The organism is Bacillus sp. C-3-6 (assembly GCF_054509685.1).
Genome location: NZ_CM137247.1, coordinates 2,473,415 through 2,487,424 on the forward strand (window position 1 = coordinate 2,473,415; position 14,010 = coordinate 2,487,424).

At 36.7% G+C, this 14,010-nt stretch carries 17 protein-coding genes and 3 pseudogenes; all 20 read left to right on the top strand.

The genetic code is table 11. The features are described from left to right. A pseudogene (locus tag ACW0JX_RS12645) lies at positions 1–254 on the top strand (hypothetical protein). A 23-nt stretch (positions 255–277) separates the two neighbouring features. Further along, entirely contained in the window at positions 278–490 is a 213-nt protein-coding gene (locus ACW0JX_RS12650) for a hypothetical protein (RefSeq protein WP_459245748.1), read from the top strand. Between the two features lie 133 nt (positions 491–623). Continuing rightward, positions 624–842, top strand: a complete 219-nt coding sequence (locus ACW0JX_RS12655) for a hypothetical protein (protein WP_459245749.1) — start codon at positions 624–626, stop codon at positions 840–842. A 6-nt stretch (positions 843–848) separates the two neighbouring features. Beyond that, positions 849–986, top strand: coding sequence for a hypothetical protein (locus ACW0JX_RS12660; RefSeq protein WP_459245750.1), 138 nt, complete (start codon positions 849–851; stop codon positions 984–986). 6 nt (positions 987–992) lie between these two features. After that, a complete protein-coding gene (locus ACW0JX_RS12665; protein WP_459245751.1) occupies positions 993–1,247 on the top strand; it encodes a hypothetical protein in 255 nt (84 codons plus the stop codon). Beyond that, positions 1,237–1,614 (top strand): HNH endonuclease, encoded by a 378-nt coding sequence (locus tag ACW0JX_RS12670; RefSeq protein WP_459245752.1) that lies wholly within the window; start codon positions 1,237–1,239, stop codon positions 1,612–1,614. The genes ACW0JX_RS12665 and ACW0JX_RS12670 overlap by 11 nt, the downstream gene beginning before the upstream one ends. 128 nt (positions 1,615–1,742) lie before the next feature. Further along, a complete protein-coding gene (locus ACW0JX_RS12675; RefSeq protein ID WP_016081472.1) occupies positions 1,743–2,246 on the top strand; it encodes a phage terminase small subunit P27 family in 504 nt (167 codons plus the stop codon). 1 nt (position 2,247) lies between these two features. Beyond that, complete coding sequence (locus tag ACW0JX_RS12680) at positions 2,248–3,942, top strand: terminase large subunit (RefSeq protein ID WP_134995415.1); 1,695 nt, start codon at positions 2,248–2,250, stop codon at positions 3,940–3,942. 188 nt (positions 3,943–4,130) lie between these two features. Beyond that, on the top strand, positions 4,131–5,384 hold the full coding sequence (locus ACW0JX_RS12685) for a phage portal protein (protein WP_226605294.1): 1,254 nt from the start codon (positions 4,131–4,133) through the stop codon (positions 5,382–5,384). Beyond that, complete coding sequence (locus ACW0JX_RS12690; RefSeq protein WP_226605289.1) at positions 5,371–6,081, top strand: head maturation protease, ClpP-related; 711 nt, start codon at positions 5,371–5,373, stop codon at positions 6,079–6,081. Before ACW0JX_RS12685 ends, ACW0JX_RS12690 begins: the two co-directional genes overlap by 14 nt. 37 nt (positions 6,082–6,118) lie before the next feature. Further along, positions 6,119–7,291, top strand: a complete 1,173-nt coding sequence (locus ACW0JX_RS12695) for a phage major capsid protein (RefSeq protein WP_016081467.1) — start codon at positions 6,119–6,121, stop codon at positions 7,289–7,291. A 20-nt stretch (positions 7,292–7,311) separates the two neighbouring features. After that, positions 7,312–7,599, top strand: a complete 288-nt coding sequence (locus tag ACW0JX_RS12700; RefSeq protein WP_016077615.1) for a head-tail connector protein — start codon at positions 7,312–7,314, stop codon at positions 7,597–7,599. Beyond that, positions 7,586–7,909 (top strand): phage head closure protein, encoded by a 324-nt coding sequence (locus tag ACW0JX_RS12705; RefSeq protein WP_205190468.1) that lies wholly within the window; start codon positions 7,586–7,588, stop codon positions 7,907–7,909. Before ACW0JX_RS12700 ends, ACW0JX_RS12705 begins: the two co-directional genes overlap by 14 nt. After that, on the top strand, positions 7,902–8,336 hold the full coding sequence (locus tag ACW0JX_RS12710; protein ID WP_226605285.1) for an HK97-gp10 family putative phage morphogenesis protein: 435 nt from the start codon (positions 7,902–7,904) through the stop codon (positions 8,334–8,336). The genes ACW0JX_RS12705 and ACW0JX_RS12710 overlap by 8 nt, the downstream gene beginning before the upstream one ends. Continuing rightward, entirely contained in the window at positions 8,333–8,692 is a 360-nt protein-coding gene (gene gp17, locus ACW0JX_RS12715; protein WP_226605283.1) for a tail completion protein gp17, read from the top strand. The genes ACW0JX_RS12710 and gp17 overlap by 4 nt, the downstream gene beginning before the upstream one ends. Then, a complete protein-coding gene (locus ACW0JX_RS12720; RefSeq protein ID WP_097820525.1) occupies positions 8,693–9,298 on the top strand; it encodes a major tail protein in 606 nt (201 codons plus the stop codon). Between the two features lie 48 nt (positions 9,299–9,346). Then, complete coding sequence (gene gpG, locus ACW0JX_RS12725; protein ID WP_016081462.1) at positions 9,347–9,664, top strand: phage tail assembly chaperone G; 318 nt, start codon at positions 9,347–9,349, stop codon at positions 9,662–9,664. Between the two features lie 29 nt (positions 9,665–9,693). Further along, complete coding sequence (locus ACW0JX_RS12730; RefSeq protein ID WP_226605280.1) at positions 9,694–9,870, top strand: hypothetical protein; 177 nt, start codon at positions 9,694–9,696, stop codon at positions 9,868–9,870. 15 nt (positions 9,871–9,885) lie between these two features. After that, a pseudogene (locus tag ACW0JX_RS12735) lies at positions 9,886–11,166 on the top strand (phage tail tape measure protein); the annotation flags it as partial. A 264-nt stretch (positions 11,167–11,430) separates the two neighbouring features. Further along, a pseudogene (locus ACW0JX_RS12740) lies at positions 11,431–14,001 on the top strand (phage tail tape measure protein); the annotation flags it as partial. Between the last annotated feature and the right edge of the window lie 9 nt (positions 14,002–14,010).

The following is a 14,010-nucleotide window of genomic DNA, read 5'->3' on the forward strand; positions in this document are numbered from 1 at the left end:
ATGGTTAATAACAAATTAATTATTAAAGTAACTGCGGATATAGCTGAAGCATTAGAAGGGATTAAGGAAGTAACAGAAGCTGCTAATGAATGTGTGGATGCATTGGAGAAATTGGAAAAGGTTATGGGGAAATTCACTAATAAGAATGATGTGATTAAAATAGATGCTCCTGTAATTATAAACGGAAGGAAATAGCTGAGGGTATTACGAAGATTACGGAAACAGAAAGGGAAATAGTTTCAAGAACATGTTAAGGAAATGTAGGGGGAGATAGCTAATGGAACTAAATAAACAAGAACAAGCGGTTGCAATTGGTACATTTATTTCAATGCTAGGACAAGACCTTGTAAATGAACGCATTGATAAAAAGAAATTAGAAAGTGTACTTCCTATCTTTAATGAATTGCAAGATAATACAACACCAAAGCAAAAGAGAGAAGCAATGATTAGTTTTCTTGGTAAAGCGGTGGATGAATTCTTAGAAAAATAGCTATAAAAAAGGAAAAGCAACTCGCTTGGGGGGCGAATTACTTTTCCAGATGGCAATGTTAAATCTATTATAACAATTTGTATTTATTTGTAAATGTATAATCGGAATATTCTTTTAAAGGAGAGTGAAGATAATGGAATTAACTAAATTAGAGAAAGCAATTGCACTTGGCATAATCTTTAATGATATCGATTTGAAGGAATTGGATGGACATGTAAGTAAAGAGAAATTATCGGACGTACTTAAAGTATTTGAAGAGTTAAAAGAAGAAACAACACTAGTGGAAGAAAAAGAAACACAAATAAATGTAATCAATAAACTCCTTGACTGTTTATTAAATGATCAGGAGTGAGAGCATATGTACCAGTTGTTAGATAGTGAGACTACTTCTTTTTATTCTGATGATAAACAATTTAATCGAAAAGTATCAGCTGCTTTTTATTGTGAGAAGTGCCTTGATATTCAATACCAAAAGAAAGGGGTAAGGGAGGAGTGAGGATAGATGCAAGTCTACTGTTCTAACTGCAATGAAGATTACAATATGCAACCACAAGTAGCACAGCTTCCAAAAAGAATTGAGAAGTGCTTCTACATTTGTCCTCATTGTGGCTATGAGCATGTTGCTGCATATGTGAACGATATGATTCGTAAGCATCAAGCTGACATAGCTAAGTGTCATGAACGGATTAATAAAAAGAATTTGGCCATCGAGGATGAAATGAAACGGTTGAGAAAGAGGGTGGAAGGTGCCAAATAAACCATTCAAGCCATGTAAGTCGTTAGGGTGCAACGAACTAACACGGAATAAGTATTGTAGTAAGCATCAAGATAAAGTACAGGAGAACACGAGATACTATGACAAATACATACGAAATAAAAGCTCACGTTCATTCTACAACTCCAAACAATGGAGAGAGATGCGTGAGCTTATTTATCGTAGAGATCATGGCTTATGTATTCAATGTAGAAGCAAGGACATCATTAAGATAGGCGATGTTGTCGATCATATTATTCCAATTCGAGTAGATTGGTCAAAACGATTAGAACCAACAAACTTACAAGCACTTTGTCATGCTTGTCATAACAAGAAAACAAAAGAAGATGAGAAGAAAAACAAAAAATAATTCGAAAGAAAAAATTCATAAACACCCCCCACTATGAAAAAGCAAAAGGCGATTCCTTGGAGACCGCCGCCTAGCTTTCCGTGCAAAAAGTTCGTTTTATTCCATAAAAGGGGGTTCAGCCGAGGGAGGTGGTTCACATAGGAAGGAAAGCGAAACCGATTCATTTGCATTTATTAGAAGGTAATACAAATCGATTGACAAAAGATGAAATTGAGCAGCGATTAAAAGCCGAAAAACAGTTACAAGCAAAAAAGGACAAGGTAAAACCACCAACGTGGTTAGATTCAATTGCTAAGAAAGAATTTAGACGGATTGCTGGTGAATTACTAGAGCTAGATGTTATTACAAACATAGATGTGAATGCATTAGCAACGTATTGCGATGCTTACTCTGACTATGTTGAATGCACCAAAATTATACGAGAAGAAGGACTTCTTGTTGAATATACAAATAAGGCAGCTGAAACCAATAAAGTTCCCCATCCACTACTTACAAAGAAGAAGCAATTGCATGAACAAATGAAGGCTTTGGCTGTTGAGTTTGGTCTTACACCGAGTGCAAGAGCGAAAATTGTCATTCCAAATATAAAACAAGGCCCTAAAACAAACGTAGAGAAGGAGTTTGACGTATAACATGATCAGACAATGGATGATGGACTACTGTGATGATGTATTACATGGTGAAGTTGTTGCTTGTCAGAAGCATAAACAAGCGTGTAAACGATTTTTAAGAGATATTGAGCGTGAAGGTTCTGAAGATTTTCCATATGTTTTTAAGGAAGAAAAAGCGCTTCGTTTCTTAAAGTGGATGTCTCTTTTTAAACATACAAAAGGAAAATTAGCAGGTCAGAGAATTGAACCACATTCCATACAAATTTTCGTGTTTAGCAATATTTATGGATGGGTGCACCGAAATACAGGGTTACGTCGATTTAAAAAGGCATATTGGCAAGTAGGGCGTAAAAATGCAAAGTCACAATCTTTAGCGTGCGTGGGCTCATATGAAGCAATGGCCTTTGGTGAGAATATGTCGGAAGTATATGTTGGTGCCACAAAAACAGAGCAAAGTAAAATTGTTTGGAATGAAATTAAAGCGCAAATGAATGGGTGCGAAGACCTAAAAGAAAAATTCAATATTGCGTATGGGAAAATTGAGCATCTCAAAACAGATTCTTTTATTTCCGCGCTCTCAAAAGATGCGGGAAAATCTGGGGATGGACTAAATGTTCAGTGCGGGATTATTGATGAGTATCATGCCCATCCTACCTCTGAAATTTATGATGTTCTGGTGTCAGGTTCAGGTGCTCGTCCGAATCCACTCATGATGATTATTACAACAGCTGGTTTCAACTTGAGCCATCCTTGCTATCGTGTGGAGTATCAATATGTTTCTAAGATTTTAGACCCGAACATTGATATTGAAAATGAAGAATATTTTGTGATGGTCAATGAATTAGATAAGGATGATGAAATTACGAATCCTGAAGTCTGGGAGAAAGCGAATCCTATTTTATGTAGTTATGAAGAAGGACAATCTTTTTTAAAAGGAGAACTTCAATCAGCATTAGATGTCCCAGAAAAAATGCGGAATTTCCTGACTAAAAACATGAATCGTTGGGTGGACATGAAAGAAAATGGGTACATGGACATGCAAAAATGGAAAAATTGTAAAGAAACTGTGGAATTATCCGAATTAAAAGGATTGGAATGTACAGTAGGTGTCGATTTATCAGCAAAAATTGATTTAACAAGTATTTCATTCGAGTTTAAAAAGGATGATAAGTATATCGTGTTAAGTCATAGCTTTATGCCGGAAGATACGTTAGTTGAAAAGAGACAAACGGATAAAGTGCCTTATGATTTGTGGGTACAACAAAAATGGATTACCACAACACCTGGTGCGGTAGTTGATTATGAATTTATCAAAACACATATTAGAAATATGGAAAAAGACCATAAATTTAAGATTAAAGAAATATGTGCGGATCCTTGGAATGCAACGCAATTCATGCAAGACATGGAAGCGGAAGGGTATACGATGATAGAAATACGCCAAGGGATGGCAACTTTATCAGGTCCTACAAAAGATTTTAGAGAACAAGTGTATTTAAAGAAAGTCATCCACAATAACAATCCTGTATTAAATTGGGCAACGAGTAACGCTATAACAAAACAGGATGCGAACGAAAACATTATGTTGGACAAGTCAAAAACAACAGAAAGAATTGATCCGATAGCGGCTGTAATTAACTCGCATGTTCGATGCATGCTTAATTCTGGTGAGATGGACTTAAACTCCTATATTTTAAGTCAAGATTTCTCATTCTAGGAGGAATCACATGCGATTCTTATTATTTTTCATAAGTATTTTAGAAGATATTCTATTGATTTCGGGGTTGTCCATTATTGTAGGGACGACTTTTTTTGTTAATCCGATTTATGGATGGTATCTATTAGGGATTATTCTCACAATGCTGGGGGTGGTAATGATAAGAAGATAGAAAGGAGGTGAAACATTTGATTTTTCGGCAGTTATTTAGAAATCAGGATACGACAGATTTAAAAAATCCTTCTCCTTGGTTCAAAAGTTTATTTGGATATCAAGCCGCAAGTGGTGAAAAGGTAACGGTTGAGTCCTCTTTAGGTGTTCCGACGGTTTATCGGTGCATTAACATCCTTGCAAATAGTGTTGCGATGCTACCTTTTCAAACGTTTAAGAAGACAGCGAAGGGTAGGGAACGGGATAAGGCGCATCAAGTGTCATTTGTTCTAGAAAGAAGACCAAATCCTTATCAAAGCCCATTTAAATTCAAACATTTAATTGAAACACATCGTAATACATGGGGGAATGCTTATATCAATATCCATTGGGGTGTGGATGGCAGACCGAAAGAGTTGTGGGTATTAAATCCAGCTGTTACAACTCCAACTGTTGATTTAAAGACAAATAAGTTATGGTATTTCACTAGTCTTCCAGATGGTACACCTGTAAAAATACCTGATGATGACATAATTCATCTTACTACATTGTCTACTGATGGTTTGAAGGGTAAACCACCTATTCAGATTGCAAGAGAATCAATAGGTAGCTCACAGGCGGCACAAAAGTTTAAAGGTAAGTTCTTTACAAACGGTGCAGCGCATAGTGGGATATTAAAAACACAACAAGCACTTGGTAAAGAGGCGAAAGAAGTACTTCGTGATGCATGGGAAGAGGCAAATACAGGATTAAATAATGCTCAAAGAATTGCTGTTTTAGATGCTGGTTTAGAATTTGAGAAGGTTGGAATGCCTTTAAAAGATGCCCAATTTATTGAAGGTATGAAATTTGATAAGGGCGAGATTGCAAATATCTTTAATATTCCTTTGCACATGATTAATGAGTTAGATCGTGCTACTTTCTCCAATATTGAGCAACAGGCGTTGGACTTTATTCAAAATACTTTGAGCCCAATTCTTATACAGTACGAAGAAGAGTTTTCTTACAAAGCTTTTTCATTTAATGAGCAAAAACGATATTATTTAAAATTCAATCTGACAAGCTTATTACGTGCTGATTCTAAATCACGAGCGGAATTCTACAAAATCATGTTAGATGCTGGTGCTTTCTCAATCAATAAAGTATTAGAGCTTGAAGATATGGATGGAATTGGGGAATACGGTGATAAACATCGTGTTGACTTAAACCATGTATCTATTGAGATTGCCGATGAATACCAATTAGCGAAAGCTAATGGAGGGGCAATACAGAAGGGAGGTGAGGACGATTAAAGATGTATTCACTATTAAAAATCAAACGGAATCATCAGCGGATCTATTTATCTACGGTGATATTGTAAATAATACTGGCTGGAAGTGGGATGATTCGGATGTTATGCCGGATGATGTGAAAAACATTTTAGGGCAATTAGATGATAAAAGTAACCTTAATATCTATGTAAATAGTGGTGGTGGTTCTGTATTTGCTGGTTTAGCTATTTATAATATGTTAAAGCGCAATAAGGCTCAAAAAACTGTTTATGTAGATGGTGTGGCAGCTTCAATTGCTTCCGTAATCGCCCTAGCTGGTGATCGCGTTGTTGTTCCTTCTAATGCATTTTTAATGATTCATAAACCATGGACTGTTACTAGAGGTAATGCAAATGTCCTTCGTAAAATGGCAGAGGATTTGGATAACCTTGAGTCTGGAATTATGAATGTATACAAGGAAAACTTGAAAGAGGGCATCGGAATTGAAGAAATTCAACAATTAGTAGATGCTGAGACTTGGTTAAGTGGTGAAGAAGCCGAAAAATACTTCAATATAGAAGTTGTGGAAGCAAAAGAAGTTGCAGCATGTAGCAGTGATTATTTTGATAAATATCAAAAAACACCAAATAAGATTGTAGCAAAGGCTCCTTCTATTCCCAAAAAGGATAATAGCGAACAATTAAAAATACAAAACGCACTAGACCTGTTAGAGCTTTAGGTCTATTTTTTGTGCCAAAACAAGGAGGAAATACCGAATGGATAAACGTGAACAAGAGTTACGTCAAAAAGTTGCTGATTTAAAAGCGAAAGCAGAAGAATTTAACAATAGTGGTAAATATGAAGAGGCAAAGGCAAAAATTGAGGAAGCGAAAAACGCGAAAAATGAATTGGATAACTATCTAACAATGAAGCAAATTCAAGTTCCTGAGCCTGTAAATTCACAGGCAGGAGTATTACCTCCAGCATCAGTTAAAAATGAAGATCCATCATACAAAGACGTATTTATGAAAGCTATTCGTGGCCAAAGTTTGAGTCATGAAGAAGCAAGTGTTATGCAGGAATATAAAGCAGCTTTATCTGAGAATACAGGTAAAGATGGCGGTTATATTGTTCCAGAAGATATTACTACAACTATTAATCAGTTAAAACAAACAGTTGATAACTTAGAACAATATGTAAATGTACAACCTGTTTCAACAAATAAAGGGGCTCGTACATTAGAAAAGCGTGCGGCATCAACACCATTTGCGCCATTATCTGAGTATGGTAAGCCGAATGCGATGCAAGAAATTGCTTCTCCTGAATTTGATCGTTTATCTTATGCTATTGAAGATTACGCAGGATTTTTACCAGTACCAAATGATTTATTAGATGATACTGATCAAGCTTTAGAAGAATATTTACGCCAATGGATCGCTAAGAAATCTATTGCTACTCGTAACTATCTAATTTTACAAGAACTCAACAAATTGACAAAGGTTGATTTTAAGGATTATAAAGGCATTAAAACAGCGTTAAATGTTACATTAGACCCGGCATTTGCAGCTGGAGCTAATATTTTCACTAATCAAGATGGATTCAATTACTTAGATCAATTAGAAGATAAAAATGGTCGTCCGCTTCTTCAACCAGACCCAACAAATCCAACACGTAGTTTATTGTCAGGAAAACCAGTTATTACTTTATCAAACAAGACAATTGCTACAGATAAAGATGGGAAAGCACCTTTCATTGTTGGTAATTTAAAAGAAGCTATTATTCTTTGGGATAGAAAACAATTGTCTATTGATATGACTAAAGAAGGTGGAAACGCTTGGAGAACAAATACTTCTGAGTTCCGAGCAATTGAGCGCGAGGATGTTACTCCGTGGGATACAGAAGCAGTTGTATATGGACAAATTACGGTTGCACCTAAAACAGGAGCTTAATAAGGTAGGGGGTGTCCTTCTTGGTACTAACATTAGAGGAAGCAAAAAAGTATCTTCGTGTGGATGGGGATGAGGAGGACGATCTCATTACATCTTTCGTAATCGCAGCTGAAATATATATTAAAAATGCTACAAGTAAAAATGTGGATTTAAAAAGCGAGCTTGCTAAATTAGCAGCTCGTATTTTAATTGCTCATTGGCATGAAAACCGTGAAGCGGTTGGAAAAGCTGAACAATTGGCATTTAGTTTGCAGTCGATATTAGTTCAGTTGCAATATTGTGGTGGTGATTCAAGTGAATCCAGGTAAATTAGATAAACGTCTTACATTTCAAGTGAAAGACGAGGAAGCAAAGAGCCCGGACGGTGATCCAATAGAAGGTTACAAGGATTCCTTTACTGTATGGGGCTCTTTTATTTTTTTAAAGGGAAGAAAATACTTTGAAGCCGCGGCAGCTAATAGCGAAATTCAAGGTGAAACAGAAATCCGATATCGTTCTGATGTGAATGCTGATATGAAGATTAAATATAAGAACGTAATGTATGACATTGTTTCAGTTATTCCAACTGAAAAACACACCTTATCAATTATGTGGAAGCGTGGTGGAATGAATGGCTGATGGTGTTGATTTTTTAGGCTTTGATCGCTTGATATCTGAATTAGAGCAAATGGGTCTACGTGGGGAAAAGATTGAAGATAAAGCTCTTGCAGCAGGTGGAGAACCTATTCGAAAAGCTATTTCCGAAATAGCGCCAAGAAGTTATAGTCCTAAAAGAGCAACAAAAAGTGAACCGTGGCGTACAGGACAACATTTGGCTGATAATATACGAGTTACAAAAGCTAAAATGGAAGGCGGCATAAAAACTATTAAAATCGGGATAGATAAAGCAGATCGCTCTCCATTCTTTTATGGGAAGTTCTTAGAATGGGGAACATCTAAAATGCCAGCTCAACCATTTATAGAACCAGGTTTTAATTCTTCAAAAGAAGCAGCAATTCGTGCTATGACAGATATTTTGAAGAATGAAATGAGGTTAAATATATGATGAATTTACGCCCCGAAATTGTGCAAGTTCTTGAAAATAATCAGGGGCTTGTTTCTTTATTAGGTGGAAAACGTGTTTATTATCGTAAAGCCAAAAATGCTGAAGAGTTTCCACGTATTACATTTTTTGAATTAGATAATAGGCCAGATGGATTTGCAGATAATGATGAAAGCGAAAGTGAAATCACATTTCAAATCGACATTTGGTCAAAGAGTAGTACAACAGTGATTCATCAAAAAGTGAATGAAATCATGAAAAGTATTGGTTTCTCACGTTATGCGGTTGCTGATTTATATGAAGATGATACACAGATTTTTCATTACGCGATGCGATTCGCGAAAGGAGTGGAGTTATAGATGGCTGGAGAAATTATTACAATTAGTTCGACTGTCGGTGTAGATAGTCTTGTTTATGCAAAACTAGTAAAAGATGATGCGTCAGGTGTTTCATATGGAGATGTAAAAAAATTAGAAGGGGCAGTAAAGGTTAAAACATCTAAAAAAGTAGCTTCAGAAATTATGTGGAGTGATAACAAAAAATCAGAGATTGCCGAATCTGATGGAGAAGTAGAAGTTGAAATTGAAGTTCGTGGACTTTCATTATCAGCAAAAGCAGATATTGAAGGATATCCAGAAGTTACAGATGGTGTATTAGATGAAAAGCGTGAAGGTGATAAACCATATTTAGCAATCGGTTATCGTTTTTTAAAAGCAAATAGTAAGTATCGGTATGTTTGGTTGCTCAAAGGTAAGCTTTCGCAAGAGGAAGAAGAAGCCGAAACTAAGAAGGATAAACCGAACTTCCAGACTACAAAACTTAAAGGATCGTTCATTGAACGTGATTTTGATGATAGACCGAAATTTACGGCTGATGCTGATGAGCCTACGTTCACAAAAGCCATTGGTGATAATTGGTTTAAAAAGGTATATGAAAAACCAGTAACACCACCAACAGGAAAGTAAGGGGGAGCAAAAGCTCTCTCTTTTTTATTAACTAAGGAGGAATAAATTATGAAATTAACTTTACGAATCAATAAGAAAAATGAAACTTTTAATTTACCGGAGTTCATTCCAGCTCGTCTAATCCGTCAGGCACCTGAGCTTGCTGAAATTCCAAATAATCCTGGTCCAGAGGATATGGATAAGATGGTCAAATTTGTAGTGAAAGTATACGATGGACAATTTACATTAGATCAATATTGGGATGGTGTGGATGCACGTAAATTCTTATCAACTACTTCAGATGTAATTAATGCAATTATTAATGAAACAGTGGAAGCGGCTGGTGGTAATTCTGGATCTGGAGAAGAAGAAAACCCAAACGCGTAGAGGGAGGAGGGCTAACATTCAGTGAGTTTATGGATGAGCTCTACCTCTCTTTATTACGTCAAGGATATAAACATTATCACATCGATAATGAAATGGATATTTGGCATTATTTAAGGTTAAATCAGAAATACCGTGAACAAGATGAATCGAATAGCCAAAATCAGAATTCGAATGAAATTGAAGTTCCAGCAGAAAACATTATCTAGCAAGGGGGTGAGACATTGGCGAATGAAATGAATAATTTAGTAGTTAGGCTTTCCCTTGATAATGTGAACTTTCGTCAAGGTATTGCGAATTCAGGACGTGCAGTAAGGACTTTACAGAATGAATTGAAATCAATTAGTACTGGTATGGATGGTTTTGCAAACGCTAGTGAGCAAACACGAGCCAAAACGGATGCACTTAATAGATTGATTGAAGCACAAAAAGAAAAAGTTAGAGCATTACGCCAAGCCTATGATCAAAATAAGGCTAAGTTGGGTGAAAATGATGCAGCAACTCAACGATATGCTTCACAGGTCAATAAAGCGGTTGCTGATTTAAATAGATTTGAAAATGAATTAAAACAAGTAAACCGTCAAGCTGAACAAAAAGGGATGGATAAGTTAAATAATTCTTTGAAATCATTACAGGCTGAATTTCAGTCTATTACAACAGGCATGGGCGGTTTTTCTAATGCAACAGAGCAAACACGGGCAAAAATTGATGTTCTCACTCGCATGGTGGATAAGCAGAAAGAAAAGATTAGGGAACTTCAACAAGCATATAATCGTGCAAAAACAGAAGAAGGCGAAGCAAGTCAATCGGCACAACATTATGCTGAACAAATTCATCGCGCTACAGCTGAGCTTAATCGATTTGAAACTGGTTTGCAGCAGTCAAATCGAGAATTAGAGCAGCAAGGTAATCGTTTATTGAATTTGGGTAATCGTATGGAGACATTAGGTAACCATTTGCAAAATGCAGGAATGCAAATCGGTATGGTGTTTGGCGGAATGACTTATGCGATAAGACGTGGTTTAAAATCCGCGGTTACTGAATCAATGAATTTTGAACAACAAATGGCGAACATTAAAGCAGTATCTGGTTCTACTGGAGAAGAAATGAAAAAGTTAAGTGAATTAGCTATTAACATGGGAGAAACGACAAAGTACTCTAGTGTTCAAGCAGGACAAGGTATAGAGGAATTAATAAAAGCCGGAGTTAGTTTAACAGATATTATAAATGGTGGTTTAGAAGGTGCTCTTAACTTAGCTACAGCAGGAGAGCTAGAATTAGGCGAGGCGGCAGAGATTGCATCCACAGCCTTAAATGCATTTAAAGCAGATCATCTTTCAGTAGCAGATGCAGCTAACATATTATCAGGTGCAGCAAATGCATCAGCTACAGATGTACGTGAACTAAAATATGGTTTAGCGGCATCGTCAGCAGTAGCAGCAGGGGCTGGAATGACGTTTAAAGATACAGCTACGACTCTTGCAGTATTTGCTCAGAATGGGTTAACATATAGCCCCGTTGCGGAGAGATTCGCAGCGTAAAGGACGTGAATTGCTGGGAATCTAAGGTTATATAACTATGCTAATCAGCAGCCGAGTCATTTAGGAATAAATGAAGGGTTCAGAGACTAGGGTATGGAGTCCAGAACGGACAGTAAAACCCCACGAGCGCGTCCCATCCTAACGTGTAAGGCGAGGATGATGATATAGTCCGATACTCCAGTGAAAATTGGAGAATATGAGATAAAGAGCTCATATATAACGAATGTAAAAGGGTCTGATGCAGGTACTTCACTAAAAACAATGCTTATGCGGTTAAACCCATCTACTAAAGAAGCGTATAACAAAATGAAAGATTTAGGTCTTATCACATATAACGCCCAAGCGGGTTTTGATTTCTTAGTTAAAAACGGTATTCAACCAGCTTCAAGAAATGTAGGAGATATAGAAGTTGCTTTAGAAAAATACGTAATGAAAACCGAAGGGGTTACAAAGTGGAACGATAAATGTGATACAGCATTCCGTGAGTTAGCCACGAGTTCGGCTTTCTTATCATCAAAATTTTATGATCAACAAGGGCATATTCAAAGTCTAGAAAATATTTCAGGAACACTTCATGAGTCTATGAAAGATTTAACAGACCAACAACGAAGTATGGCTTTAGAAACATTATTCGGTTCGGATGCTGTACGTGGTGCAACTATTCTCTTTAAAGAAGGGGCAAAGGGTGTTAATGAGATGTGGGATTCCATGTCGAAGGTTACAGCAGCTGATGTTGCAGCAACTAAAATTGATACTCTACAAGGACGAATTACATTATTAGACTCGGCATTTTCTACAATGAAAAAGACAATTGGTGACGCACTTGCCCCTGTGGTTAGTGCTTTTGTTGCTGGATTGCAGAAACTTGTAGATGGATTTAACTCATTACCAGGTCCAGTACAAAAGGCCATTGCAATTACAGGTGGTATTGTTCTTGCGCTAACGGCGGTAGCAACGGCAATAGGTGTAGTTCTTGCTGCAGTTGGGATGATCATGTCTGGGATTGGAGCATTGGCAACATCATTAGGGATTGTTGGTGGTGCTGCAGGTCTTGCTAGTGCTGCGGTTGGATTCTTAGGAAGTGCAATAGGTTTATTATTTGGACCAGTTGGCTTAATTGCAGCCGCTCTCATTGGAACTGGTGTTGTCGCATATAAAGCATATCAAAAAGCAACAGAGGACAGTATCGCTTCGGTAGATCGTTTTGCTACGAATACAGAAGGTAAAGTTAGCTCGTCCACAAAGAAAGTTCTTGGTGAGTATTTTAAGTTATCTGATGGTATTAGACAAAAGTTAACTGAAATTAGATTGAATCATGAAGTGATAACTGAAGAACAATCACAAAAGCTAATCGGACAATATGACAAGTTAGCTAATACAATTATAGAAAAAACAAATGCAAGACAACAAAAAGAGATTGAAGGCCTTAAAAAGTTTTTCGCTGATTCATACGTTTTAACAGCAGAAGAAGAAAATAAGCGTATCGAGCAACTAAATCAGCATTACGAACAAGAAAAATTAAAGACCCAAGAAAAAGAAAATAAAATCAAAGAAATTCTTCAAACCGCAGCGAGAGAAAACAGAGAGTTAACAACATCAGAACGCATCTCCTTGCAAGCTTTACAAGATGAAATGGACAGAGTTGCTGTAGAGCATATGTCTAAAAATCAAATGGAACAAAAAGTTATTCTTGAAAATATGCGCGTACAGGCTAGTGAGATTTCAGCTAGACAGGCAGCGGAAGTTGTAGAGAATAGTGCCAAAGCAAGAGATAAAGTTATTGAAGATGCGAAAAAGACGCGCGATGAAAAAATTGCAGAGGCAATTCGTCAGCGTGATGAAAATAAAACAATTACTGCTGATGAAGCGAATGCAATCATTGCTGAGGCAAAACGTCAGTATGATAGTACAGTTTCCACGGCAAGAGATAAGCATAAGGAAATTGTGAGTGAAGCAAAATCCCAAGCTGGGGAACATGCGAATCAAGTAGATTGGGAAACTGGACAAGTAAAATCTAAGTTTGAAGTTATGAAAGATGATGTTGTTCGAAAAATGAAAGAAATGGGTTCGGATGTTTCCAATAAATATGACGAGATGAAAAATGCAGCCAGTAATAAAGTAGAAGAAATCAAAAATACTGTTTCAAGAAAATTTGAGGAACAGAAAAAAGCTGTTAAAGATAAAATGTCAGAAATAAAACATGACATTGAGGATAAGTGGAATACAGTCGAAAAATTCTTTAGTACTATAAATCTACGTTCCATCGGTAAATCAATTATAGAAGGGCTTGGTAAAGGATTAGATGATGCTTCAGGCGGTCTGTTCAGTAAGGCAGCGGGAATTGCAAATGACATTAAAAAGACTATTTCTGGAGCTTTAGAAATTAACAGTCCATCTAAAGTGATGATTCCAGTCGGTAGCGCAGTACCAGAAGGCGTTGGGGTTGGTATGGATAAAGGGAAACGTTTTGTTGTGGATGCAGCAAAAAATGTAGTTGGAACTGTTAAAAAACAAATGAGTAATATGCCATCTGTTTTTGATTTGGGATTCCAAACTGCGCATTATAGTATCCCGCATAATGCACTGGGTGATTTTAATGGGTATACGCAACCACAATCACTTTATAACAACGCACCTACAGCAAAAACTATGTTCTCGGATAGATCAGGTAGAGAACAAGAACTGAATTTAACGGTAAATATGACAAACGTTTTAGATGGAAAAGAATTAGCAAACGGAAGTTACGCATATACTACAAAGCTTCAAGATCGTGACCAAAAAAGAAGAGCGGAATTTTAAGGGTGGTGA

Excerpts from the sequence above, each read along its gene's own strand:
- gpG (WP_016081462.1), top strand. The coding sequence starts at position 9,347 with ATGAAATTAACTTTACGAATCAATAAGAAAAATGAAACTTTTAATTTA.
- ACW0JX_RS12665 (WP_459245751.1), top strand. The coding sequence starts at position 993 with ATGCAAGTCTACTGTTCTAACTGCAATGAAGATTACAATATGCAACCA.
- ACW0JX_RS12650 (WP_459245748.1), top strand. The coding sequence starts at position 278 with ATGGAACTAAATAAACAAGAACAAGCGGTTGCAATTGGTACATTTATT.
- ACW0JX_RS12655 (WP_459245749.1), top strand. The coding sequence starts at position 624 with ATGGAATTAACTAAATTAGAGAAAGCAATTGCACTTGGCATAATCTTT.
- gp17 (WP_226605283.1), top strand. The coding sequence starts at position 8,333 with ATGATGAATTTACGCCCCGAAATTGTGCAAGTTCTTGAAAATAATCAG.
- ACW0JX_RS12720 (WP_097820525.1), top strand. The coding sequence starts at position 8,693 with ATGGCTGGAGAAATTATTACAATTAGTTCGACTGTCGGTGTAGATAGT.
- ACW0JX_RS12730 (WP_226605280.1), top strand. The coding sequence starts at position 9,694 with ATGGATGAGCTCTACCTCTCTTTATTACGTCAAGGATATAAACATTAT.
- ACW0JX_RS12680 (WP_134995415.1), top strand. The coding sequence starts at position 2,248 with ATGATCAGACAATGGATGATGGACTACTGTGATGATGTATTACATGGT.
- ACW0JX_RS12660 (WP_459245750.1), top strand. The coding sequence starts at position 849 with ATGTACCAGTTGTTAGATAGTGAGACTACTTCTTTTTATTCTGATGAT.
- ACW0JX_RS12710 (WP_226605285.1), top strand. The coding sequence starts at position 7,902 with ATGGCTGATGGTGTTGATTTTTTAGGCTTTGATCGCTTGATATCTGAA.
- ACW0JX_RS12695 (WP_016081467.1), top strand. The coding sequence starts at position 6,119 with ATGGATAAACGTGAACAAGAGTTACGTCAAAAAGTTGCTGATTTAAAA.